The sequence below is a fragment of the Mesorhizobium sp. IMUNJ 23033 genome (genome assembly GCF_044778005.1).
Classification (GTDB): domain Bacteria; phylum Pseudomonadota; class Alphaproteobacteria; order Rhizobiales; family Rhizobiaceae; genus Mesorhizobium; species Mesorhizobium amorphae_A.
The window spans coordinates 153089-176086 of record NZ_JBJACT010000012.1; the positions used below are offsets into that span (position 1 = coordinate 153089).

General features: G+C 62.8%; 19 protein-coding genes and 3 tRNA genes. 20 read left to right on the forward strand and 2 right to left on the reverse strand.

All coding sequences use genetic code 11. The features are described from left to right. Positions 1-5 precede the first annotated feature (5 nt). Entirely contained in the window at positions 6-803 is a 798-nt protein-coding gene (gene otnI / locus ACFX5Q_RS15700) for a 2-oxo-tetronate isomerase (protein WP_404279345.1), read from the forward strand. Further along, entirely contained in the window at positions 703-1887 is a 1185-nt protein-coding gene (locus ACFX5Q_RS15705; protein WP_404279347.1) for a 2-hydroxy-3-oxopropionate reductase, read from the forward strand. Before otnI ends, ACFX5Q_RS15705 begins: the two co-directional genes overlap by 101 nt. Before the next feature lie 55 nt (positions 1888-1942). Here ACFX5Q_RS15705 and ACFX5Q_RS15710 read toward each other — a convergent pair whose 3' ends face one another. Next, positions 1943-2800, reverse strand: a complete 858-nt coding sequence (locus tag ACFX5Q_RS15710) for a TrmH family RNA methyltransferase (protein WP_404279349.1) — start codon at positions 2798-2800, stop codon at positions 1943-1945. A 211-nt stretch (positions 2801-3011) separates the two neighbouring features. Between ACFX5Q_RS15710 and ACFX5Q_RS15715 the strand changes: the two genes are divergently transcribed. The 4 genes from ACFX5Q_RS15715 to ACFX5Q_RS15730 all read left to right on the forward strand — a co-directional run bounded on the left by ACFX5Q_RS15715 (position 3012) and on the right by ACFX5Q_RS15730 (position 4193). Continuing rightward, a tRNA-Tyr gene (locus ACFX5Q_RS15715) sits at positions 3012-3096 on the forward strand. Positions 3097-3123: 27 nt separating this feature from the next. Further along, positions 3124-3197: transfer RNA gene (locus ACFX5Q_RS15720), tRNA-Gly, on the forward strand. 239 nt (positions 3198-3436) lie between these two features. After that, complete coding sequence (locus tag ACFX5Q_RS15725) at positions 3437-3694, forward strand: hypothetical protein (RefSeq protein ID WP_404279351.1); 258 nt, start codon at positions 3437-3439, stop codon at positions 3692-3694. After that, positions 3675-4193 (forward strand): hypothetical protein, encoded by a 519-nt coding sequence (locus tag ACFX5Q_RS15730; RefSeq protein WP_404279353.1) that lies wholly within the window; start codon positions 3675-3677, stop codon positions 4191-4193. Before ACFX5Q_RS15725 ends, ACFX5Q_RS15730 begins: the two co-directional genes overlap by 20 nt. Before the next feature lie 3 nt (positions 4194-4196). On the opposite strand, the gene ACFX5Q_RS15735 is transcribed toward ACFX5Q_RS15730, so the two are convergent. Then, the gene (locus ACFX5Q_RS15735) at positions 4197-5084 is read right to left on the reverse strand and encodes a DMT family transporter (RefSeq protein ID WP_404279355.1); all 888 of its coding nucleotides are present in this window, start codon (positions 5082-5084) and stop codon (positions 4197-4199) included. 283 nt (positions 5085-5367) lie between these two features. On the opposite strand from ACFX5Q_RS15735, the gene tuf reads away from it, so the two are divergent. The 14 genes from tuf to ACFX5Q_RS15805 all read left to right on the forward strand — a co-directional run bounded on the left by tuf (position 5368) and on the right by ACFX5Q_RS15805 (position 22959). Next, on the forward strand, positions 5368-6543 hold the full coding sequence (gene tuf, locus ACFX5Q_RS15740; protein ID WP_120015218.1) for an elongation factor Tu: 1176 nt from the start codon (positions 5368-5370) through the stop codon (positions 6541-6543). A 164-nt stretch (positions 6544-6707) separates the two neighbouring features. Further along, positions 6708-8384: a hypothetical protein gene (locus ACFX5Q_RS15745; protein WP_404279357.1), complete on the forward strand. Its 1677-nt coding sequence runs from the start codon at positions 6708-6710 to the stop codon at positions 8382-8384. Positions 8385-8475: 91 nt separating this feature from the next. Further along, positions 8476-8958: a group II truncated hemoglobin gene (locus ACFX5Q_RS15750; protein WP_404279359.1), complete on the forward strand. Its 483-nt coding sequence runs from the start codon at positions 8476-8478 to the stop codon at positions 8956-8958. Between the two features lie 120 nt (positions 8959-9078). Further along, positions 9079-9588 carry a metal-dependent hydrolase gene (locus ACFX5Q_RS15755; RefSeq protein WP_404279361.1) on the forward strand — a complete coding sequence of 170 codons (510 nt, stop codon included), beginning with the start codon at positions 9079-9081 and terminating at the stop codon, positions 9586-9588. A gap of 35 nt (positions 9589-9623) precedes the next feature. After that, positions 9624-9699: transfer RNA gene (locus ACFX5Q_RS15760), tRNA-Trp, on the forward strand. A gap of 362 nt (positions 9700-10061) precedes the next feature. Further along, complete coding sequence (gene secE / locus ACFX5Q_RS15765; protein ID WP_006202142.1) at positions 10062-10265, forward strand: preprotein translocase subunit SecE; 204 nt, start codon at positions 10062-10064, stop codon at positions 10263-10265. 27 nt (positions 10266-10292) lie between these two features. Next, positions 10293-10820, forward strand: coding sequence for a transcription termination/antitermination protein NusG (gene nusG / locus ACFX5Q_RS15770; protein ID WP_006202141.1), 528 nt, complete (start codon positions 10293-10295; stop codon positions 10818-10820). A 173-nt stretch (positions 10821-10993) separates the two neighbouring features. Continuing rightward, a complete protein-coding gene (rplK, locus tag ACFX5Q_RS15775) occupies positions 10994-11422 on the forward strand; it encodes a 50S ribosomal protein L11 (RefSeq protein WP_006202140.1) in 429 nt (142 codons plus the stop codon). Between the two features lie 4 nt (positions 11423-11426). Continuing rightward, positions 11427-12125 carry a 50S ribosomal protein L1 gene (rplA, locus tag ACFX5Q_RS15780; RefSeq protein WP_006202139.1) on the forward strand — a complete coding sequence of 233 codons (699 nt, stop codon included), beginning with the start codon at positions 11427-11429 and terminating at the stop codon, positions 12123-12125. Positions 12126-12537: 412 nt separating this feature from the next. Beyond that, positions 12538-13056 (forward strand): 50S ribosomal protein L10, encoded by a 519-nt coding sequence (gene rplJ / locus ACFX5Q_RS15785; protein WP_192179913.1) that lies wholly within the window; start codon positions 12538-12540, stop codon positions 13054-13056. A gap of 54 nt (positions 13057-13110) precedes the next feature. Continuing rightward, positions 13111-13488, forward strand: coding sequence for a 50S ribosomal protein L7/L12 (gene rplL, locus ACFX5Q_RS15790; protein ID WP_006202136.1), 378 nt, complete (start codon positions 13111-13113; stop codon positions 13486-13488). Positions 13489-13740: 252 nt separating this feature from the next. Continuing rightward, the gene (gene rpoB / locus ACFX5Q_RS15795; protein ID WP_404279366.1) at positions 13741-17877 is read left to right on the forward strand and encodes a DNA-directed RNA polymerase subunit beta; all 4137 of its coding nucleotides are present in this window, start codon (positions 13741-13743) and stop codon (positions 17875-17877) included. A 130-nt stretch (positions 17878-18007) separates the two neighbouring features. Continuing rightward, positions 18008-22204, forward strand: a complete 4197-nt coding sequence (gene rpoC / locus ACFX5Q_RS15800; RefSeq protein ID WP_192179911.1) for a DNA-directed RNA polymerase subunit beta' — start codon at positions 18008-18010, stop codon at positions 22202-22204. Positions 22205-22290: 86 nt separating this feature from the next. Then, complete coding sequence (locus ACFX5Q_RS15805) at positions 22291-22959, forward strand: O-methyltransferase (RefSeq protein WP_404279368.1); 669 nt, start codon at positions 22291-22293, stop codon at positions 22957-22959. Positions 22960-22998: the final 39 nt, after the last annotated feature.

The following is a 22998-nucleotide window of genomic DNA, read 5'->3' on the forward strand; positions in this document are numbered from 1 at the left end:
AAAGAATGCCGCGTTTTTCAGCCAATCTGTCGATGCTCTTTGGCGAGCATGAGTTCCTCGATCGCTTCGATGCGGCGGCCCGCGCCGGGTTTAAGGGCGTCGAATATATCGGCCCCTATGACCATGCGCCTGAGGTGGTCGCGGCGCGGCTGAAGAAGAATGGCCTGACACAGGTGCTGTTCAATCTGCCGGCCGGCGACTGGGGCAAGGGCGAGCGCGGCATCGCCGTGCTGCCGGACCGCGTGCCGGAATTCCGCCAGGGCGTCGCCAAGGCGATCAGCTATGCCCATGCGCTTGGCTGCGAGCAGATCAACTGCCTCGCCGGCATCGCGCCGCAAGGTGCGGATCGCTCCGTGCTGGAGAACGTCTTCGCCGAGAACCTGGCCTTCGCGGCCGAGAAGCTGGAGCAGGCCGGCATCCGGCTGCTGATCGAGCCGATCAACACCCGCGACATTCCGGGTTTCTTCCTCAACTACTCGGAGCAGGCGCTGGCGCTGATCGACCGCATCGGCTCGAAGAACCTGTTCCTGCAGTACGACATCTATCACATGCAGATCATGGAGGGGGATATCGCCCGTACCATCGAGGCAAACCTTAGCCGCATCGCGCATATCCAGCTTGCGGACAATCCCGGCCGTCACGAGCCGGGGACGGGCGAGATCAACTATCCCTTCCTCTACGAGCATATCGACCGCATCGGCTATGCCGGCTGGATCGGCGCCGAATACGAGCCGAAGGCGGCGACGGAGGCTGGGCTGGGGTGGTTCAGGGCGTTTGCCGGGCAGGGGAGCGCGGCGGCGTAGCGGGCGGGAATTGGCTCAACGTTTGCGCTGCCCCTCACCCTTACCCTTTACCCCGTATAGAGACGGGGAGAGGGGGGCGCCGGCGTTGGAGTGCTTTCCTTCTCCCCGTCTCTATACGGGGAGAAGGTGCCGGCAGGCGGATGAGGGGCAGCGCGAACTTTCGACCAGTTCGAACAAGACTTTCAGGAGAACAACAATGGAAACCATCGGCTTCATCGGCCTCGGCATCATGGGCGCACCGATGGCGGGGCATCTGCTGGATGCCGGCTACAAAGTCATCGCCAGCGACCATCGTTCCAAACCGCCGGCAGTCCTGATCGGCAAAGGCTTGAAAACCGTCAGCGGCCATGACGCCGTGGCGAAAGCGGCCGACATCGTCATCCTGATGGTTCCCGACACGCCGCAAGTGGCTGACGTGCTGTTCGGCGAGAACGGTGTCGCGTCCGGCCTCACCAAGGGCAAGCTGGTCATCGACATGAGCTCGATCTCGCCCATCGAGACCAAAGAGTTCGCCAAGAAGATCAACGATCTCGGCTGCGACTATCTCGACGCGCCGGTTTCGGGCGGTGAGGTCGGTGCCAAGGCGGCATCGCTGACCATCATGGTTGGCGGCGAGGACAAGGCGTTCGAACGCGCCAAGCCGGTATTCGAAAAGATGGGCAAGAACATCACTTTGGTCGGACCGAATGGCGTCGGCCAGACGACCAAGGTCGCCAACCAGATTGTCGTCGCGCTGACCATTGAAGCCGTCGCCGAAGCGCTTGTTTTTGCATCAAAAGCCGGCGCCGACCCGGCCAAGGTCAGGCAGGCGCTGATGGGCGGGCTGGCGGCCTCGCGCATTCTCGAAGTCCATGGCGAGCGCATGGTCAAGCGCACCTTCGCGCCGGGTTTTCGGATCGAACTGCACCAGAAGGATCTGAACCTGGCGCTGGAAGGCGCCAAGGCCCTCGGTGTCTCTCTACCCAACACCTCGACCACGCAGCAGCTGTTTAATTCCTGCGCGGCCAATGGCGGGGCGAAAGAGGACCACTCGGCGCTGGTTCGTGCACTGGAGCGGATGGCGGGGCATGAGGTTAGTGAGTAGTGAATGGTCAGTAGTGAATGGTCAGTAGTGAGTAGTCGCTATTTTTCACTACTTACTACTCACTGCTTGCTAGGAACTTCCTCGCCGCATAAAGGCTCACCGCAGCGGCATTCGACACGTTGAGCGATCTGATCGCACCGGGCAAGTCGAGGCGGGCCAGCGTCGTCACCGTCTCGCGCGTCTTCTGGCGCAGGCCCTTGCCCTCAGCGCCGAGCACCAGTGCGATCTTTTCGCCGGCGAAACTGGTTTCGAGTTCGGCCGGTCCGTCGGAATCGAGGCCGATGGTCTGGAATCCGGCCTCGTGCAGTTGTCCCAGCGCGTCGGCGAGGTTCTTCACTTCGATCTGGTCGATATGTTCCAGCGCGCCGGAGGCCGATTTCGCCAGCACACCGGATTCCTGCGGGCTGTGGCGGGCCGTGGTGATCAGCGCGCCGGCGCCGAAGGCGACCGCCGAGCGCAGGATGGCGCCGACATTGTGCGGGTCGGTGACCTGGTCGAGCACCAGGACCAGTTTTGTGTCGCCGAGCGCGTCGAGGCGCTTCGGCTTCAACGGCTCGGCCTCGATCAGTACGCCCTGATGCACGGCGTCCGAACCGGTGATCCTGTCGATCTCCTTCGGTTCGACCAGTTCGGCCTTGAAGGGCAAAGCGGCGAGATCGACGATCGCCAGCCGCTCGGCGGCGTTGCGCGTCACCAGCATTTTCCGGATCCGCCGGCGCGGATTGTCGAGGGCCGCCCGCACCGTGTGCAAGCCGTAAAGCCTGACCAGCCCGTCGGCCGCGTTCTCGCCGGGCGGCACTGGCTGGCGCGGCCGGAACGCCGGCGCGCCACCGGCCTTCTCGTCGCGGTGGGCGCGACGCAGCTTGGCGTAATGGGTGTCTTTCGGGGTCTTGGGCTTGGTGTCGTTGCTCATGGCCGGCTTCTATAGCCGTGTCGTCGGGCCGTGGATACTGGGAGAAAGCCGGCTTGCCGGGCGGGGTGTCAAATTCAGCGCATTTTGCCGAGAGGTTGCGGTTGACACCCAAAGGCCTTGCCGCCATAAGGCGCTTCGCTGATTTCGGACAAGACTAAGGTTTCGACCTGATCGGCGAGAATGCCTCGTTGCAAGGCTTCGACGGCAGGCTGGAGAGGTGCCCGAGTGGTTAAAGGGGACGGACTGTAAATCCGTTGGCTTAGCCTACGTTGGTTCGAATCCAACCCTCTCCACCACTGCCAGCCCGTAAGCCTTGAGACGATGCGGGTATAGCTCAGTGGTAGAGCAGCAGCCTTCCAAGCTGAATATGCGGGTTCGATTCCCGCTACCCGCTCCAGATTCCACCAAGATCATGATCACCGAGGCGCTGCGCGCCGTATGTCGTCGCCGGCTTCATCGGCGCAAGATCGTCAACAAAACCGGCCACAGCTCTTCTAGCGACTGCCTGAAAAGCACCCCGCCCTGCGGTTGGCAGGTCCAGCCCTCACGTGTAGAGGCTGCGCGACGCCGCGGTGACTGGCGGCGTCACTGCAGGCCTCGGGTCGGGCGCGCTGGGTGCAAACAGATGCAGGGGCAATGGCGATTGAATCGAAAGAGCTTGCGGTCACCTACTATCCGATCCCGAAAAGCGGCAGCAGCAGCGTCAAATATGCGTTGATTGCACTTGGCGGGAAGGACATCGATTTTCCCGACCCTGACAACGAAGTCCACAGCCATCTGCCGACAAATCATGTCGATCCCTTCCACCCGCTTCGCGACGCGCACGGAGCGGCTTCTCTCGGCCTATTCCAGCCGGATCCGCGACGCCCGGGTGATGACCAGGCCATCGGCTGATAAGGACAAGCTCGAAGGCTTCGGCATCCCCGTCGATCCGGATCTCGATACGTTCATCCTCAACATCGAGAAATATTGTGCGTGTTCGTGGGAGGTCCGGTTCCACGTCGCGTCGGTGCGCCATTTCACCGGCAGCAACCTGTTTCAGTTCGAGCGGGTCTTCAGGTTCGAGCGCATGGACGAGGTCGGCGCGTTTTTTTCTGCGCTCGGCGGACGGGTGCAGGCGGCGGCAACGAAATTCGGGCCATCGGACATGTCGCCCGAGGCGCTGGCCAAGGCAATGCGGTTCTGCCGCTACGACTACGGCTTTCTGGTTGACTATTACGACCCAGGCAGATGGGGAGGCATTCCCGAGGGCGATGCCGGCGAACCCTCGACGCTGCATGTCTACGGCGATCCGGCAGCCTGGCGCGACGGTCGGCTCATTTTCCCCAGAACGCCGCGCAACCTCCTGCACTTCATGTCCAAGCGGCCGCTGGTCGAACGCGGCTTGGTCTAGAGATCAGGCGACGACGGTCAGCCGGCGCTTGCGCTCGTCGAGCGACACGATGGCGAGACCGCTTGCCACCACCAGCAGGATGCCGCAGACGGCAAGTGCATTGGGGAACTGCCCGAACACCAGCAGGCCGGAGATGACCGCCCAGACGGTGAAGCAATAGTAGAATGGCGCGACCGCGCTCGTCGGCCCGACGCGATAGGCCATGAAGATGAAGAAATGGCCGAAGATCAGGAAGAAACCGGCGCCTGCGATCAGCGCCAGGTGACGGGCCTCGGGCATCACCCATGGCTCGGAAACCAGATGCGCGGCGCCGGCGCCGACCAGCACCACCAGGACCGCTGACATGGCGACGATCATCCCCGGAACGTTTGCCCCGACCTTGCGGCCGGCGAGATCGCGTGCGGCCGACAGCGCCGCATTGCCGAGCGCCAGCAAGGCATAGACCGATATCCCTTGCATCGTCGGCTGCGCCACCATCAGCGCGCCGATGAAGCCGAGTCCGATCAGCGCCATGCGTGCGCCGCCGATCCGTTCGCCGAACAGGATCGAGGAGCCGACCAGCATCAGCAGCGGCGTGATCTGCCCGAGCGCGGTGGCATCGGCGATTTGCATGTTGGCCAGCGCCACCACGTAGCAAAGGATCGCCGCCAGTTCGAGCAGGTTTCTGCGCAGAACCCTTTTGTCGAGGATCAGCGGCACCTGTTTGCCATAGCCGAGCAGCAGCAACAACGGCATCCCCCACAGGCTAGCGGCGACGCCGCGCAGAAACAGCACCTCGTAGGACGGCAGCCCTGAGGTCGCGAGCTTCATCATCGTGTCGTTGACCAGGTAGAACCCGGTCGAAACGACCATGAACAACGGGCCGCGGATGTTTGTGGGAATGAACTGCATGGCGCGAACAAATCAGACCGCTGCGGCGGCGGCAATGGGCCAGGCCGGCGCTGTAAATCCGGCAAGGGTAGGGGATTGCGCCTCTGACGAGCCGGGGCTCTCGCCTATTTCATTTCCTGGCTGGCGTTCCTATATCCACGCCACATCCCCCGAAAATCGGATCGCAGGTTCGGACCGACTGAGAGAGCGCTCAGCCACAAGGCACTTGTGTTTTGCAGCCGTAGTCGCTAATCGCCCCGCATTCGACTGAACTGAAGGTCCAGGCCGTCCAAGGAAAGAGACTATGGCAAAAGGTAAATTCGAGCGCACTAAGCCTCATGTGAACATCGGCACGATCGGCCACGTCGATCATGGCAAGACGTCGCTGACGGCGGCGATCACGAAGTATTTTGGCGAATACAAGCGCTATGACCAGATCGATGCGGCGCCGGAAGAAAAGGCCCGCGGCATCACCATCTCGACGGCGCATGTCGAATACGAGACGGCCAACCGCCACTACGCTCACGTCGACTGCCCCGGCCACGCCGACTATGTGAAGAACATGATCACCGGTGCCGCGCAGATGGACGGCGCGATCCTGGTCGTGTCGGCCGCCGACGGCCCGATGCCGCAGACCCGCGAGCACATCCTCTTGGCCCGCCAGGTCGGCGTGCCCTCGATCGTGGTGTTTTTGAACAAGGTCGACCAGGTCGACGACGCCGAGCTGCTCGAACTGGTCGAGCTCGAGGTTCGCGAACTTTTGACCAAGAACGAATTCCCCGGCGACGACATTCCGATCGTCAAGGGTTCGGCGCTGGCGGCTCTGGAAGATTCCGACAAGAAGATCGGCGAGGACGCGATCCGCGAGCTGATGGCTCAGGTCGACGCCTACATCCCGACGCCGGTTCGTCCGCTGGACAAGCCGTTCCTGATGCCGATCGAAGACGTGTTCTCGATCTCGGGTCGCGGCACGGTCGTCACCGGCCGCGTCGAGCGCGGCGTGGTCAAGGTCGGCGAGGAACTGGAAATCGTCGGCATCCGTCCGACCACCAAGACGACCTGCACGGGCGTCGAGATGTTCCGCAAGCTGCTCGACCAGGGCCAGGCCGGCGACAACATCGGCGCGCTGCTGCGCGGCGTTGACCGTGAAGGCGTCGAGCGCGGCCAGGTCCTGGCCAAGCCCGGCACGGTGAAGCCGCACAAGAAGTTCGTGGCCGAAGCCTACATCCTGACCAAGGACGAAGGTGGCCGTCACACGCCGTTCTTCACCAACTACCGCCCGCAGTTCTACTTCCGCACCACCGACGTGACCGGCATCGTGTCGCTGCCGGAAGGCACCGAGATGGTGATGCCCGGCGACAACATCACGGTCGATGTCGAGCTGATCGTGCCGATCGCCATGGAAGAGAAGCTGCGCTTCGCCATCCGTGAAGGCGGCCGCACCGTCGGTGCCGGCATCGTCGTCACCATCAAAGAGTAATCGACGCCGGCACCCGCCGGATCGAGAAGGAAGGGCGGTCCCTCGGGCCGCCCTTTTTGGTTCCAGCCCACAGCCGGCCGAACAGGGGCTGCACGTCGTTTCAAAGCTGTTGCAAGCGCCGCTGCCGCAACTAGTATAGGTTGCATTGGGGAGCTTGCCGGCAAGTGGTTCCAGGGCATCGTTTGAACAATCAGGCGTGGTGGTCGCTAGGGCTGGTTTGCCTGGTGTCTCTGTTTGTCATGGGGCATGCCGCGTTAGCGGCTGATGCGAGAGAATCCGATCTTGGCCCGCCGATGCGGTTTGTCGTCGTGCGCAGCAATGCGCCGGGTTGCGAGCCGACCTGTCCCGAATGGATCTCGGCGGAAGGCACGATCGAAGCCGGCACGCCGGCGCTGCTCAGGCGCGCGCTCAAGAAACTTGGCGGCCGCAAGCTGCCTGTTGTCGTCGATTCTCCCGGCGGGAATGTCGATGCGGCGCTGGCGCTTGGCCGGCTGATCCGCAAGAACAAGCTCGATATCGCCGTCGGCAAGACCCGGTTCAAGGGCTGCCTGCCGGATGAGAAGGACTGCACCGAAAATGACGGCAGGGGCGCCCGCTATTTTGGCACCGCCTATGCCGACGGCTCCATTTGCAATTCCGCCTGTCCGCTGATGTTTTCCGGCGGGGTCCGCCGTGTGGTAGGGCAATGGGCCTTTCTCGGCGTCCACCAGATCACGACCACCTACGTCAAGACGAAATTGCAATACCGGACCACCTATCGCGTGGTGAAGGGCAAGAAGAAGATCATCGGCACCAAGGTCGTCAGCCGCAAGAGCGCCGGCAGCTACAAGACCTACGAGATGAGCAAGGCGGTCGAGAAGAGGCTGGCGGCCTATCTGAAGGAGATGGGCGTCGGCCAGGGCGTGCTCACAACGATGAAGAACACGCCCGCCAGCGGCATCCACCAGCTGGTTCCGGAGAATATGCTTCGGATGAACCTCGTCACCAGCCTGGATTCCGTCGACCTGTTCACTGCCGGAACCATATGCAGCGCGAATCCGCTGCCCGCGAACTGCCGGGAGATACCGGCGAACAAACCCGCGACGCCGACGCTCCCAACGGTCGAGGCCCCGACGGCCGGGTCCGAGCCTGCCGAGGTTCCACCGGCCCAACCCGAGATCGCGCAGCGTGAACAGGATATGCGCTTTGTCGTGGTTCGCGGCAGCAATCCGCTTTGCAACCCCGACTGTCCGGAATGGATCTCGGCGGAAGGCGCGATTACGCCTCAGACCCCGCAGAAGCTGCGCCAGTTGCTCGCCACGCTTGGCAACCGGCGGCTGCCTGTGGTGATCAGCTCACGGGGAGGCGACCTGTTCAGCGCTCTGGCGGCTGGACGACTAATCCATGAAAAGAAGCTCGACGTCGCCGTTGCCCGCACCGATTTCGTTGGCTGTGACCCGGCAAAGGCGGACTGCCCGGCCGATGACGGCGCCTATGCCGGGCTGAGCATCGATGCCGGCGCGGAGTGCGATTCGGCTTGCGCGCTCATGCTTGCCGGCGGTGCCAGACGGTTCGTCGGTCCCCAGGCGCGGCTTAGCCTGCACCTGATGGGACAGAAGCAGGTGGTCAAGACTTATTTGGAGGAGATGGCCGTCGGTCCTGGCCTGTTCACAGCGATTGAGCGGCGCTCGGTCGAGCGCCAGCTCGAACCCGGCATGATGCTGAAGGTCGGGCTGACGACCGGGCCGCAATCGGTGGACGCGCTGACCGGCGCCACGATCTGCAAAGCGTCGCCGAAACCTGACAACTGCCGCATGGTGCCGTCGCCCAACGCCCAGGCCGACGCGCCCGCCCGTCTGTAGCGCGACGGCGTCCGAACTGGCCATCGAGGCAGGTTGAGCCGTGCTCGATGTTTCCGCTATCGTCCGCGGCGATCGAGAGGCGAGGATCGATATGAGCAAGGACGTCCCGACATTGTTCGAATGGTCCGGCGGCGCGGAGGCGCTGAACCGACTGACGCAGACCTTCTACGACAAAGTGGGGCGCGACCCGGTCATCGGCCCGGTGTTCAAGCACATGTCGCCGGACCATCCCGCGCATGTCGCGGCCTTCATCGGCGAGGTTTTCGGCGGGCCGAAGACCTACAGCGAAAGGCATGGTGGTCATCGCGAGATGGTGATGCACCATCTCGGCAAGCATCTGAGCGAAGAGCAGCGCCGCCGCTGGATCAATCTTTTGGCCGACGCCGCCGACGAGGTCGGCCTGCCGGACGATCCCGAGTTCCGCTCCGCTTTCATGGGCTATGTCGAATGGGGGTCGCGGCTGGCGAAGATGAATTCCAACCTCGGCGAGACCTGCGATCCGCAGACAGAGCCTATGCCGGCCTGGGGCTGGGGCGTGCCCGGCGGGCCGTACAAGCCGCCGGCCGGAGGCTGAGCGGAACGACGGGAGATCGGAGCCGCCGGAAGCTGCGGAAATCCTGCAAGTTTCTGCGGAAATGACGCCACAAACAGGTGGGATATTCATGCGTCCGCAACCCGTCGGAACCTTTTTGCGATGCTGATTGCCCATCTGCCGTCTGGCTACATTCTGGGACGTTTCGCGCCAAAAAGCTGGCGCGAAACGCCTTGCTTCATGACCGCCGCGATGATCGGCAGCGTCATCCCCGACATCGATATGCTGTACTTCCACCTTGTCGACGGCGGACGCACGCACCACCACGCCTACATCACGCATTGGCCGTTGTTCTGGTTGGCAAGCGGGATAGTCGCCCTGTCGGTCATCAGGCTGCTGGGCTGGCCGCACCTGGCGTCCGTCGCCGTCTTTTTCGCCGGCGCCATGCTGCACGTGATGCTGGATACGGTGGCATCGCCAATCATGTGGCTGATGCCGTTCGATCGTCATGCCTTCGAACTCGTGACCGTTCCGGCGACCTACGGCAACTGGGTCGTCAGCTTTGTCCTGCATTGGACTTTCGTGCTGGAAATCCTCATCTGCGCTTGGGCGTTGAGCCTTGTGCTGGGACGATCGTCGCCCGATATAGCCGCGCCTCAAAACGGCACTTGAGTTCTCGTCTGCTTTGTGAAATAGCAGCCCGCGATACGGGCATAGCTCAGTTGGTAGAGCGGCGGTCTCCAAAACCGCAGGTCGTAGGTTCGAGCCCTGCTGCCCGTGCCATTTCCCAAAATGGCCAGATTCGAGGTCTTTGAGCCCTCCGCATTTGAAAACCAGCGGCAGGCTTGCCATATTAGCGCGATTGGGGCATAAGGCGCTCATAGCCGGGACGGAACGACTGGATGGTTCCGATGCGGCGTTTGGGCATAAAGCGGACACTTGCCACTTGCGTGGATCAAGAATCGGTTTTATGTAGACGAAACAGACACGCGACGCGTGGAGCTGGGAAGCCGGCTTTACGCGTCCGATTTGCATGGGCGAAATGGTTGCGCTGATTCGGCGCCAACATGAGCCCAGGCGGCATGTCCCGGCCTGCGGGATCATCCAGGAGACCCGGCCAACGGGTCTTGAAGACAGAGCGGCATATGGCTTCGAAAACCACAAATCCTTTCACCTTCCTCCAGCAGGTTCGCGCGGAGACCGCAAAGGTGACCTGGCCGTCGCGGCGCGAAACGATGATCTCGACGGTGATGGTGCTGGTGTTCGCGGTCATCGCGATGATCTTTTTCTTCACCGCCGACGTGGCCATGGGCTACGCGATCGAGTGGATTCTGGGGCTTGGACGTTAAGTCCGGCGATTACGGAGAAGTCGTGAAATGACTGCGCGCTGGTACATCGTCCACGCCTATTCGAACTTTGAAAAAAAGGTCGCCGAGGACATCGAGAACAAGGCCAAGCAGAAGGGCCTGTCCGCGGATATCGAACAGATCGTGGTGCCGACCGAGAAAGTCGTCGAGATACGCCGCGGCCGCAAGGTCGATGCCGAGCGCAAGTTCTTTCCGGGCTATGTGCTGTTGAAGGCCAATTTGACCGACGCGGTGTTTTCGCTGGTCAAGAACACCCCGAAGGTCACCGGATTCCTTGGTGACTCCAAGCCGGTGCCGATCACCGAGACCGAGGCGCAGCGCATCCTGAACCAGGTGCAGGAAGGCGTCGAGCGGCCGAAGCCGTCGGTCACTTTCGAGATCGGCGAGGCGATCCGCGTGTCGGACGGTCCGTTCGCGTCGTTCAACGGCTTCGTCCAGGAAGTGGACGAGGAGCGGGCGCGGCTCAAGGTGGAAGTTTCGATCTTCGGGCGTGCGGTGCCCGTCGATCTGGAATTCGGACAGGTCGAAAAGGGCTGATCCGAATTCCCTGGCGCCTGATGGCGGCAGGGTAGGCGGCGCGGAATCTCGCGCGGCCATGAACGGGTGGGAGGCGAACGCGGCTTAGCCGGCCGCGGGAACCGCACCACCAGACTGCAACCGCCGGTGTTTCCCCGATAGTGGGGCCGGCATGAGAAAAGGCAGGAAGAGAGATGGCTAAGAAAGTTGCAGGCCAGCTCAAGCTCCAGGTTGCCGCGGGCTCGGCTACGCCGTCGCCCCCGATCGGCCCGGCGCTTGGTCAGCGCGGCATCAACATCATGGAGTTCTGCAAGGCGTTCAACGCGCAGACCCAGGAAATGGAAAAGGGATCGCCGATTCCGGTGGTCATCACCTACTACCAGGACAAGTCGTTCACCTTCGTCATGAAGACGCCGCCGGTGAGCTACTTCCTGAAGAAGGCCGCGAACCTCAAGTCGGGCTCGAAGGAGCCGGGCAAGGTCAAGGCCGGCACGATCGGCCGCGACAAGGTGCGCGCCATCGCCGAGCAGAAGATGAAGGACCTTAACGCGAACGACGTCGAAGCCGCCATGCGCATGGTCGAAGGCTCCGCCCGTTCGATGGGCCTGGAAGTGGTGGGCTGAGATCATGGCAAAGATTGCAAAGCGTGTATCGAAGACCCGCGAAGGCATCGACCCCAACAAGGCCTATGCGCTCGGTGAAGCGCTGAAGCTGCTCAAGGAGCGGTCTTCGGTGAAGTTCGACGAGACCATCGAAGTCGCGATGAACCTCGGCGTCGACCCGCGCCATGCCGACCAGATGGTCCGCGGCGTGGTCAATTTGCCGAACGGCACCGGCCGCTCTGTCCGCGTCGCCGTGTTCGCACGTGGCGACAAGGCCGAGGAAGCCAAGGCCGCCGGCGCCGATGTCGTTGGCGCCGAGGATCTGGTCGAGATCGTCCAGAAGGGCACGATCGACTTCGATCGCTGCATCGCCACGCCAGACATGATGCCGCTGGTCGGCCGTCTCGGTAAGGTGCTCGGCCCGCGCGGCATGATGCCGAACCCGAAGGTCGGCACGGTGACCACCGATGTCGCCGCCGCCGTCAAGGCATCCAAGGGTGGTGCGGTCGAGTTCCGCGTCGAGAAGGCCGGCATCGTCCAGGCCGGTGTTGGCAAGGTCTCGTTCGACGTCAAGGCGCTGGAAGAGAATGTGCGGGCCTTCGCCGATGCGGTGACCAAGGCCAAGCCGACTGGTGCCAAGGGCAACTACGTCAAGAAGGTGTCGGTCACCTCGACGATGGGCCCGGGCCTCAAGCTCGACGTCTCGACGCTTGCAGCGTCCTGATACGAATTATCCTGATCGGCCGCTAAAGAGCTGATCCGAAAAGAATTCCGGGCCTCCGACCTGTTGGCGGCCCGGTACCGGAAGTCGAGAGGCTTCCGGACATCCTGTCCGAGATTGCAGGCGGCCCGAGCCTTGGTTTGAAAAGGGGGGCCTTAATTCATGTGGGCCTGCATGAGACGGGTGAAGACCCGACAACGGAGCAAGTGCTCCAATGAAAGGTTCGAACCGTGTTTGCCTTTTGTCTGCGCATCACCCGGCTTGCCGGTTGGTGTGGCGAAAGGGGGCAGGATCCTCGAGCGTCGTTCGGGAGATCCGTTACTGGATGGCCCGGCCGGCAAAAGGCAACCCGACGCCTGTCCTCGTGAATGGGAATGTTCCCGTTAACAGGATTGGGGTCAACTGGAGATAGGCAGTGGACAGAGCGGAAAAACGCGAACTCGTCACGGGCCTGAATGATGCGTTTACAAGCGCTGGTTCAGTCGTCGTGGCCCACTACGCCGGTATCACCGTCGCGCAAATGAACGACCTTCGGTCGAAAATGCGCGCCGCCGGTGGCACCGTCAAAGTCGCGAAGAACCGTCTCGCCAAAATCGCTCTTCAGGGCACGGACTCCGCATCGATCATCGACCTGTTCAAGGGACAGACGCTGATCGCCTATTCGGAGGATCCGATTGCGGCGCCGAAGGTCGCGTCCGATTTCGCCAAGGGGAATGACAAGTTGATCATTCTCGGCGGCGCAATGGGCACCACCTCGCTCAACGCCGACGGTGTGAAGGCACTCGCCACACTTCCGTCGCTCGACGAGCTGCGCGCCAGGCTGGTTGGCATGATCGCCACGCCGGCAACCCGGATCGCCCAGATCGTCAATGCGCCCGCGGCTTCGGTCGCGCGTGTCATCGGCGCTTACGCCCGGAAGGACGAGGCGGCATGAGGCCGTTCCTCGCTATCACAAACACACGTTCGAACCTTATGAAGGAATACAACAATGGCTGATCTCGCAAAGATCGTAGACGACCTTTCGAAGCTGACCGTCCTCGAGGCGGCCGAGCTGTCGAAGCTTCTGGAAGAAAAGTGGGGCGTTTCGGCTGCTGCTCCGGTTGCGGTTGCCGCTGCCGGTGGTGCTGCCGCCGCTGCTGCTCCGGTCGAGGAAAAGACCGAATTCGACGTCGTCCTCACCGACGCCGGCGCCCAGAAGATCAACGTCATCAAGGAAGTCCGCGCCATCACCGGTCTTGGCCTCAAGGAAGCCAAGGATCTGGTCGAGGCGGCTCCGAAGCCGGTCAAGGAAGGCGTTTCCAAGGCCGACGCGGACAAGTTCAAGGCCCAGCTGGAAGCAGCCGGCGCCAAGGTCGACCTGAAGTAAGCGTTGAATACCGGCGGGCGGCCTCGCGCCGTCCGCCACTCCCTTGGCGTGAAGGGAGGCTGCGTAACGCGAGACGTATGAGAACCTCTTTCCTGAGGGCCGAAACCGGCCTTCAGGAAACGGGTTTTCTCCCGTTCTAGCCCGGCCGCCGACAGGTGGCGGGACAACAGACAGGGGCTGCCGCCAAGGCGGCCCGGAATGCAAGGCGAGCCGCGGCGAGGCTCGTCCCGAGTTTAGAGCTAAGGAGCGACGATGGCCCAGACCCAGACTTTCAATGGCCGCAGACGCGTACGCAAGTTCTTCGGAAAGATCCCGGAAGTTGCGGAGATGCCGAACCTGATCGAGGTTCAAAAGGCATCCTATGACCAGTTCCTGATGGTGGACGAGCCCAAGGGCGGGCGTCCGGACGAGGGACTGCAGGCTGTTTTCAAGTCGGTCTTCCCGATTTCCGATTTTTCCGGCTCCTCGATGCTGGAGTTCGTGAAGTACGAGTTCGAAGGACCGAAATTCGACGTTGACGAATGCCGTCAGCGCGACCTGACCTATGCCGCGCCGCTGAAGGTGACGCTGCGCCTCATCGTGTTCGATATCGACGAGGATACCGGCGCGAAGTCGATCAAGGATATCAAGGAGCAGGACGTCTATATGGGCGACATGCCGCTCATGACCTTGAACGGCACCTTCATCGTCAACGGCACCGAACGTGTCATCGTCTCGCAGATGCACCGTTCGCCGGGCGTCTTCTTCGACCATGACAAGGGCAAGTCGCACTCGTCGGGCAAGCTTCTGTTTGCCGCGCGCGTCATCCCCTATCGCGGTTCGTGGCTCGACATCGAGTTCGATTCGAAGGACGTCGTGCACGCCCGTATCGACCGCCGCCGCAAGATCCCGGTGACGTCGCTCTTGATGGCGCTCGGCATGGACGGCGAAGAGATCCTGTCGACCTTCTACAACAAGATCACCTACAAGCGCGCCGGCGACCACTGGCGCATTCCGTTCAACGTCGAGCGTTTCCGTGGTCTCAAGGCCGTCGGCGACCTTGTCGATGCCGACACCGGCGAGATCGTCGTCGAGCAAGGCAAGAAGATCACCGCCCGCCAGGCCAGAGCGCTTGGCGAAAAGGGTCTCAAGGCGATCAAGGCGACCGACGAGGACCTGCTCGGCAACTATCTGGCCGAGGACATCGTCAACTACGGCACCGGCGAGATCTTCCTCGAGGCCGGCGACGAGATCGACGACAAGACGCTGAAGGTGCTGCTCGGCACCGGTGAGCATGAGATCCAGGTTCTCGACATCGACCACGTCAATGTCGGCGCCTATATCCGCAACACGCTCAACGTCGACAAGAACGAGAGCCGCCAGGACGCGCTGTTCGACATTTATCGTGTCATGCGCCCCGGCGAGCCACCGACGCTCGAGACCGCCGAAGCCATGTTCAACTCGCTGTTCTTCGACAGTGAGCGCTACGACCTGTCGGCCGTCGGCCGCGTCAAGATGAACATGCGCCTCGAGCTCAAGGCCGAGGACACCGTGCGCGTGCTGCGCAAGGACGACATCCTGGCCGTGGTCAAGACGCTGGTCGAACTGCGCGACGGCAAGGGCGAGATTGACGACATCGACAATCTCGGCAACCGCCGCGTGCGCTCGGTCGGCGAGTTGATGGAGAACCAGTACCGCGTCGGCCTGCTGCGCATGGAGCGCGCGATCAAGGAACGCATGTCCTCGATCGAGATCGACACGGTGATGCCGCAGGATCTGATCAACGCCAAGCCGGCGGCTGCTGCCGTGCGCGAGTTCTTCGGTTCCTCGCAGCTGTCGCAGTTCATGGACCAGACCAACCCGCTGTCGGAGATCACCCACAAGCGCCGTCTCTCGGCGCTTGGACCGGGCGGTCTGACCCGCGAGCGCGCCGGCTTCGAGGTGCGCGACGTGCACCCGACGCATTACGGCCGCATCTGCCCGATCGAGACGCCGGAAGGCCCGAATATCGGTCTGATCAACTCGCTGGCGACCTTCGCGCGCGTCAACAAGTACGGCTTCATCGAGAGCCCGTACCGCAAGATCGTCAGCGGCAAGCTGACCAATGAGGTCGTCTATCTGTCGGCGATGGAAGAAGCCAAGCACCATGTCGCGCAGGCCAATGCCGAGCTCGACAAGAATGGCGGTTTCGTAGACGAATTCGTCATTTGCCGTAACGCCGGCGAAGTGATGATGGCGCCGCGCGAAAACGTCGACCTGATGGACGTCTCGCCGAAGCAGATGGTGTCGGTGGCCGCGGCGCTGATCCCGTTCCTCGAGAACGACGACGCCAACCGCGCGCTGATGGGCTCGAACATGCAGCGTCAGGCCGTGCCGCTGGTGCGCGCCGAGGCGCCGTTCGTCGGTACCGGCATGGAGCCGATCGTTGCCCGTGACTCGGGCGCCGCCATCGGCGCCCGCCGCGGCGGCATCGTCGACCAGGTGGACGCGACGCGTATCGTCATCCGCGCCACGGAAGATCTCGATCCCGGCAAGTCCGGCGTCGACATCTACCGGCTGATGAAGTTCCAGCGTTCGAACCAGAACACCTGCATCAACCAGCGTCCGCTGGTGCGCATGGGCGACCGCGTCAACAAGGGTGACATCATCGCTGACGGTCCCTCGACCGAGCTCGGCGATCTGGCGCTCGGCCGCAACGTGCTGGTCGCGTTCATGCCGTGGAACGGCTACAACTACGAGGACTCGATCCTGCTCTCCGAGCGCATCGTCGCCGACGACGTCTTCACCTCGATCCACATCGAGGAGTTCGAGGTCATGGCGCGTGACACCAAGCTCGGGCCGGAGGAAATCACGCGCGACATTCCGAACGTCTCGGAAGAAGCGCTGAAGAACCTCGACGAAGCCGGCATCGTCTATATCGGCGCGGAAGTGCAGCCGGGCGACATCCTGGTCGGCAAGATCACGCCGAAGGGCGAAAGCCCGATGACGCCGGAAGAAAAGCTCCTGCGCGCCATCTTCGGCGAAAAGGCCTCGGACGTTCGCGACACCTCCATGCGCATGCCTCCGGGCACCTTCGGCACCGTCGTCGAAGTTCGCGTCTTCAACCGCCACGGCGTCGAGAAGGACGAACGCGCCATGGCGATCGAGCGCGAGGAGATCGAGCGCCTGGCCAAGGACCGCGACGACGAGCAGGCGATCCTCGACCGCAACGTCTATTCGCGCCTGTCCGACATGCTCGTCGGCAAGGATGCGATTGCCGGGCCGAAGGGCTTCAAGAAGGGCTCGAAGCTGTCGAAGGATACGCTCGACGAGTATCCGCGTTCGCAGTGGTGGCAGTTCGCGGTGGAGAACGAAAAGCTCCAGAGCGAACTGGAAGCGCTGCGCGGCCAGTACGACGATTCCAAGAAGGCGCTTGAGCAGCGCTTCATGGACAAGGTCGAAAAGGTGCAGCGCGGCGACGAAATGCCTCCGGGCGTCATGAAGATGGTCAAGGTCTTCGTGGCCGTGAAGCGCAAGATGCAGCCCGGCGACAAGATGGCCGGCCGGCACGGCAACAAGGGTGTCGTGTCGCGCATCGTTCCGGTCGAGGACATGCCTTTCCTCGAGGACGGCACGCATGCCGATATCGTGCTCAACCCGCTGGGTGTGCCGAGCCGCATGAATGTCGGCCAGATCCTGGAAACGCATCTGGGCTGGGCATGCGCTGGCATGGGCAAGAAGATCGGCGAGCTGATCGACGCGTACAAGGCGGGCGGTGACATCAAGCCGCTGCGCAAGACGCTCGAAAGCTTCATGCCGGCCAACGACCGCAACGAGCCGGTCCGCGAGTATGACGACGAGAGCGTCGTTCGCCTCAGCGAGCAGATGCGCCGCGGCGTCTCCATCGCGACGCCGGTGTTCGACGGCGCGCATGAGGCCGACATCAACGTCATGCTGGAGCAGGCGGGCCTGCACACCAGCGGTCAGTCGCAGCTCTATGACGGACGCACCGGCGAGCCGTTCGATCGCAAGGTGACGATGGGCTACATCTACATGCTCAAGCTTCACCACCTGGTGGACGACAAGATCCACGCGCGTTCGATCGGACCGTACTCGCTCGTCACCCAGCAGCCGCTGGGCGGCAAGGCGCAGTTCGGCGGCCAGCGCTTCGGCGAAATGGAGGTCTGGGCGCTCGAAGCGTACGGCGCCGCCTACACGCTGCAGGAAATGCTGACGGTGAAGTCGGACGACGTCGCCGGCCGCACCAAGGTCTACGAGGCGATCGTCAGAGGCGACGACACGTTCGAGGCCGGCATTCCCGAGAGCTTCAACGTTCTCGTCAAGGAAATGCGGTCTCTCGGCCTCAATGTCGAGCTGGAGAATACCAAGCTCGACGACAACCCTGTCCGGCTGCCCGACGCGGCCGAGTAAGGCAAATGGCGTGCCGCGGAAAGCCGCGGCGCGCCTACCCAATTCTTCGGCCGGTGGGCCGACCACTCAGCGGGCATTCGGCCCGCGCTAGATGCAAGGGGTTTTCGAGGACCCCGAAAAGGAGAACGGCATGAACCAAGAGGTCATGAATCTCTTCAATCCCCAGGCGCCGGCGCAGGTGTTCGATTCCATCCGGATTTCGCTCGCCAGCCCTGAGAAGATTCTGTCCTGGTCGTTCGGCGAGATCAAGAAGCCGGAGACCATCAACTACCGCACCTTCAAGCCGGAGCGCGACGGCCTGTTCTGTGCGCGCATCTTCGGCCCGATCAAGGACTATGAGTGCCTGTGCGGCAAGTACAAGCGCATGAAGTACAAGGGCGTCATCTGCGAAAAGTGCGGCGTCGAAGTCACGCTGTCGCGCGTTCGTCGCGAGCGCATGGGCCATATCGAGCTCGCCGCGCCCGTCGCCCATATCTGGTTCCTGAAGTCGCTGCCGTCGCGCATCGGCACGCTGCTCGACATGACCCTGAAGGACATCGAACGCGTCCTCTACTTCGAGAACTACATCGTCACCGAGCCAGGCCTCACCGCGCTGAAGGAGCACCAGCTGCTCAGCGAGGAAGAGTACATGATCGCCGTCGACGAGTATGGCGAGGATTCGTTCACCGCCATGATCGGAGCCGAGGCCATTCATGACCTTCTCGCCGGCATGGACCTGGAGAAGATCGCCGGCGACCTGCGTTCGGAGCTGGCTTCGACCACTTCCGAGCTCAAGCAGAAGAAGTATCTGAAGCGGCTCAAGGTCGTCGAGAACTTCATGGAGTCCGGTAACCGTCCGGAATGGATGATCATGAAGGTGGTTCCGGTGATCCCGCCGGACCTGCGCCCGCTCGTCCCGCTGGACGGCGGCCGTTTCGCCACGTCCGATTTGAACGACCTCTATCGCCGCGTCATCAACCGCAACAACCGCCTGAAGCGGCTGATCGAGCTGCGCGCCCCTGGCATCATCGTGCGCAATGAAAAGCGCATGCTGCAGGAAGCCGTCGACGCGCTATTCGACAACGGCCGTCGCGGCCGCGTCATCACCGGCGCCAACAAGCGTCCGCTGAAGTCGCTGTCCGACATGCTGAAGGGCAAGCAGGGCCGGTTCCGCCAGAACCTGCTCGGCAAGCGCGTCGACTATTCGGGCCGCTCGGTCATCGTGACCGGTCCGGAGCTCAAGCTGCACCAGTGCGGCCTGCCGAAGAAGATGGCGCTCGAACTGTTCAAGCCGTTCATCTACGCCCGCCTCGACGCCAAGGGTTTCTCCTCGACCGTCAAGCAGGCCAAGAAGCTGGTCGAGAAGGAGCGTCCGGAGGTCTGGGATATCCTCGATGAGGTCATCCGCGAGCATCCGGTGCTGTTGAACCGTGCGCCGACGCTGCACCGCCTCGGCATCCAGGCGTTCGAGCCGATCCTGATCGAAGGCAAGGCGATCCAGCTGCATCCGCTGGTTTGCACGGCCTTTAACGCCGACTTCGACGGCGACCAGATGGCGGTCCACGTGCCGCTGTCGCTGGAAGCGCAGCTTGAAGCCCGCGTGCTGATGATGTCGACCAACAACATCCTGCACCCGGCTTCCGGCGCGCCGATTATCGTGCCGTCGCAGGACATGGTTCTCGGTCTCTACTATCTCTCGATCGTCAACCAGAACGAGCCGGGCGAAGGCATGGTGTTTGCCGACATGGGTGAACTCCAGCACGCGCTGGAAACCAAGGCGGTGACGCTGCACGCCAAGATCAAGGGTCGCTTCCGCACGGTCGACGCCGAAGGCAAGGTCGTGTCGAAGATCCACGACACCACGCCTGGCCGCATGATCATCGGCGAACTGCTGCCGAAGAACGTCAACGTGCCGTACGAGACCGCCAACCAGGAAATGACCAAGAAGAACATCTCCAAGATGATCGACACCGTCTACCGCCATTGCGGTCAGAAGGAGACGGTCATTTTCTGCGACCGCATCATGGCTCTCGGCTTCAGCCACGCCTGCCGCGCCGGCATCTCGTTCGGCAAGGACGACATGCTGATCCCGGACGCCAAGATCAAGCTGGTGTCCGACACCGAGGCTTTGGCCAAGGAATACGAGCAGCAGTACAATGACGGCCTGATCACGCAGGGCGAGAAGTACAACAAGGTCGTCGACGCCTGGGCCAAGTGCTCGGAAAAGGTCGCCGACGAGATGATGGCCCGCATCAAGGCGGTCGAGTTCGAGGACAACGGCCGCCAGAAGCCGATGAACTCGATCTACATGATGTCGCATTCGGGTGCGCGTGGCTCGCCCACCCAGATGCGCCAGCTCGCCGGCATGCGCGGCCTGATGGCCAAGCCGTCGGGTGAAATCATCGAGACGCCGATCATCTCGAACTTCAAGGAAGGCCTGACCGTGCTCGAGTATTTCAACTCGACCCACGGCGCCCGCAAGGGTCTGGCCGACACTGCCTTGAAGACGGCGAACTCGGGTTACCTCACCCGTCGTCTGGTCGACGTGGCGCAGGATTGCATCGTCAATTCGGTCGACTGCGGCACCGACAAGGGCCTCACCATGCAGCCGATCGTCGATGCCGGCCAGGTCGTCGCTTCTGTCGGCCAGCGCGTGCTGGGCCGTACGGCGCTCGATGACATCAACCATCCGGTGTCGGGCGAGGTTCTGGTCAAGGCCGGAACGCTGATGGACGAGCGTGACGTGGAACAGATCGAAAAGGCCGGCGTGCAGTCGGTCCGCATCCGTTCGGCACTGACCTGCGAGGTCAGGATCGGCGTCTGCGCGGTCTGCTACGGACGCGATCTTGCCCGCGGCACCCCGGTCAACCAGGGCGAAGCCGTCGGCGTCATCGCGGCGCAGTCGATCGGCGAGCCGGGCACCCAGCTCACCATGCGTACCTTCCACATGGGCGGTACCGCGCAGGTGGTGGACAGCTCGTTCCTTGAAGCCTCGTATGAGGGCAAGGTCGAGATCCGCAACCGCAACGTGGTGCGCAACTCCGACGGCCAGCAGATGGTCATGGGCCGCAACATGGCGGTGCTGATCCTCGACGAAGCCGGCAAGGAGCGCGCCACGCACCGGGTCACCTACGGTTCGCGCATCTTCGTGGACGATGGCGACAAGGTGAAGCGCGGCCAGCGTATCGCCGAGTGGGATCCTTATACCCGCCCGATCCTCACCGAAATCGAGGGCAAGGTGCAGTTCGAGGATCTGGTCGACGGCATTTCCGTCCAGGAAACGGCCGACGAGTCGACCGGTATCACCAAGCGCGAGGTCATCGACTGGCGTTCGACGCCACGCGGCAACGACCTCAAGCCGGCGATCGTCGTGCATGACACCAAGGGCAAGGTCGGCAAGCTGTCGAAGGGCGGCGACGCCCGCTTCCTGCTCTCGGTCGAGGCGATCCTTTCGGTCGAGCCGGGCGCGCATGTCCGGCCCGGCGACGTGCTGGCGCGTATCCCGATGGAAAGCGCCAAGACCAAGGACATCACCGGCGGTCTGCCGCGTGTTGCCGAACTGTTCGAGGCACGCCGTCCGAAGGACCACGCCATCATCGCCGAGATCGACGGCACGGTCCGCTTCGGCCGCGACTACAAGAACAAGCGCCGCATCATCATCGAGCCGCATGACTCGACGCTTGAGCCGGTCGAATACCTGATCCCGAAGGGCAAGCCGTTCCATCTCCAGGACGGCGACGTCATCGAGAAGGGCGACTACATCCTCGACGGCAATCCGGCGCCGCACGACATCCTGGCGATCAAGGGCGTGGAGGCGCTTGCGTCCTACCTCGTCAACGAGATCCAGGAGGTCTACCGCCTGCAGGGCGTGTCGATCAACGACAAGCACATCGAGGTGATCGTTCGCCAGATGCTGCAGAAGGTCGAGATCACCACGCAGGGCGACTCGACCTACATTCCGGGCGACCACGTCGACGTGATCGAGCTGGAAGAGGTCAACGAGCGGCTGATCGAGGACGGCAAGAAGCCCGCCGAAGGCCAGCCAGTGCTGCTCGGCATCACCAAGGCCTCGCTGCAGACGCCGTCCTTCATCTCGGCCGCCTCCTTCCAGGAGACGACGAGGGTGCTCACCGAAGCAGCGGTTGCCGGCAAGACCGACATGCTGCAGGGCCTGAAGGAAAACGTCATCGTCGGCCGTCTGATCCCGGCTGGCACCGGTGGCACGATGAGCCAGATCCGGCGCATCGCCACCTCGCGCGACGAGCTGATCATCGACGAGCGCCGCAAGGCCTCGGGTGTCGAGGTCGCCGAGCCGATGCTGACCGACATGGTCACCGCCGCGCAGTAAGCGCGGAAAGAAGAGAAGAAGGAAAAGGGGGCCCAAGCGGCCCCTTTTTCGCGTTTTGGTTTCCACATCCGATCGGAGAAGAAACGATGAGCAACAAGAAGAGCTGGAGGGCCGTCGACGACTACATCGTCGCCTCCCTGTTTGAACCGGACCCAGTCCTTGATTCCGTTCTGGCGGCGAACCACGATCAGGGCCTGCCGGCCATCGATGTCTCTCCGGCGCAAGGCAAGCTGCTCTCGCTGCTGGCGCGCATGCAGGGGGCGAAGAGAATCCTCGAGATCGGCACGCTGGGCGGCTACTCGACGATCTGGATGGCGCGCGGGCTGCCTTCGGACGGGAGGATCGTAACGCTCGAACTCGATCCGCACCACGCCAGTGTCGCGCGGTCGAACTTTGACCGGGCAGGGGTGTCGGACAGGGTGGAGTTGCGGGTCGGGCCGGCGCTGCAATCGCTTGCGGCACTGGGTGCCGAGAATGCCGGGCCGTTCGATCTCATCTTCATCGATGCCGACAAGCCGAACAACCCGAACTATCTGTCCTGGGCCATGCGTCTTTCGAGGCCGGGGACAGTCATCGTCTGCGACAACGTCATCCGCGACGGCGCGGTGCTCGATGAGGACGGCCGCGACGCCAATGTCGAAGGCGCCCGTGCTGCGTTCTCGTTCATCGGTGGCGACAAGCGCCTGGACGGCACCGCCATCCAGACGGTCGGCGCCAAGGGCTATGACGGCTTTGCCATTGCGATCGTTGACTGACGGCTAAGCGGGCCAGATCCGCAAAACGGCAGACGACGC

Coding starts and splice junctions, on each gene's coding strand:
- rplA (WP_006202139.1), top strand. CDS start 11,427: ATGGCAAAGATTGCAAAGCGTGTATCGAAGACCCGCGAAGGCATCGAC.
- rpoC (WP_192179911.1), top strand. CDS start 18,008: ATGAACCAAGAGGTCATGAATCTCTTCAATCCCCAGGCGCCGGCGCAG.
- ACFX5Q_RS15735 (WP_404279355.1), bottom strand. CDS start 5,084: ATGCAGTTCATTCCCACAAACATCCGCGGCCCGTTGTTCATGGTCGTT.
- rpoB (WP_404279366.1), top strand. CDS start 13,741: ATGGCCCAGACCCAGACTTTCAATGGCCGCAGACGCGTACGCAAGTTC.
- ACFX5Q_RS15710 (WP_404279349.1), bottom strand. CDS start 2,800: ATGAGCAACGACACCAAGCCCAAGACCCCGAAAGACACCCATTACGCC.
- otnI (WP_404279345.1), top strand. CDS start 6: ATGCCGCGTTTTTCAGCCAATCTGTCGATGCTCTTTGGCGAGCATGAG.
- ACFX5Q_RS15805 (WP_404279368.1), top strand. CDS start 22,291: ATGAGCAACAAGAAGAGCTGGAGGGCCGTCGACGACTACATCGTCGCC.
- nusG (WP_006202141.1), top strand. CDS start 10,293: ATGACTGCGCGCTGGTACATCGTCCACGCCTATTCGAACTTTGAAAAA.
- ACFX5Q_RS15725 (WP_404279351.1), top strand. CDS start 3,437: ATGGCGATTGAATCGAAAGAGCTTGCGGTCACCTACTATCCGATCCCG.
- secE (WP_006202142.1), top strand. CDS start 10,062: ATGGCTTCGAAAACCACAAATCCTTTCACCTTCCTCCAGCAGGTTCGC.
- rplK (WP_006202140.1), top strand. CDS start 10,994: ATGGCTAAGAAAGTTGCAGGCCAGCTCAAGCTCCAGGTTGCCGCGGGC.
- tuf (WP_120015218.1), top strand. CDS start 5,368: ATGGCAAAAGGTAAATTCGAGCGCACTAAGCCTCATGTGAACATCGGC.
- ACFX5Q_RS15705 (WP_404279347.1), top strand. CDS start 703: ATGCCGGCTGGATCGGCGCCGAATACGAGCCGAAGGCGGCGACGGAGG.
- rplL (WP_006202136.1), top strand. CDS start 13,111: ATGGCTGATCTCGCAAAGATCGTAGACGACCTTTCGAAGCTGACCGTC.
- ACFX5Q_RS15730 (WP_404279353.1), top strand. CDS start 3,675: ATGACCAGGCCATCGGCTGATAAGGACAAGCTCGAAGGCTTCGGCATC.
- ACFX5Q_RS15750 (WP_404279359.1), top strand. CDS start 8,476: ATGAGCAAGGACGTCCCGACATTGTTCGAATGGTCCGGCGGCGCGGAG.
- ACFX5Q_RS15755 (WP_404279361.1), top strand. CDS start 9,079: ATGCTGATTGCCCATCTGCCGTCTGGCTACATTCTGGGACGTTTCGCG.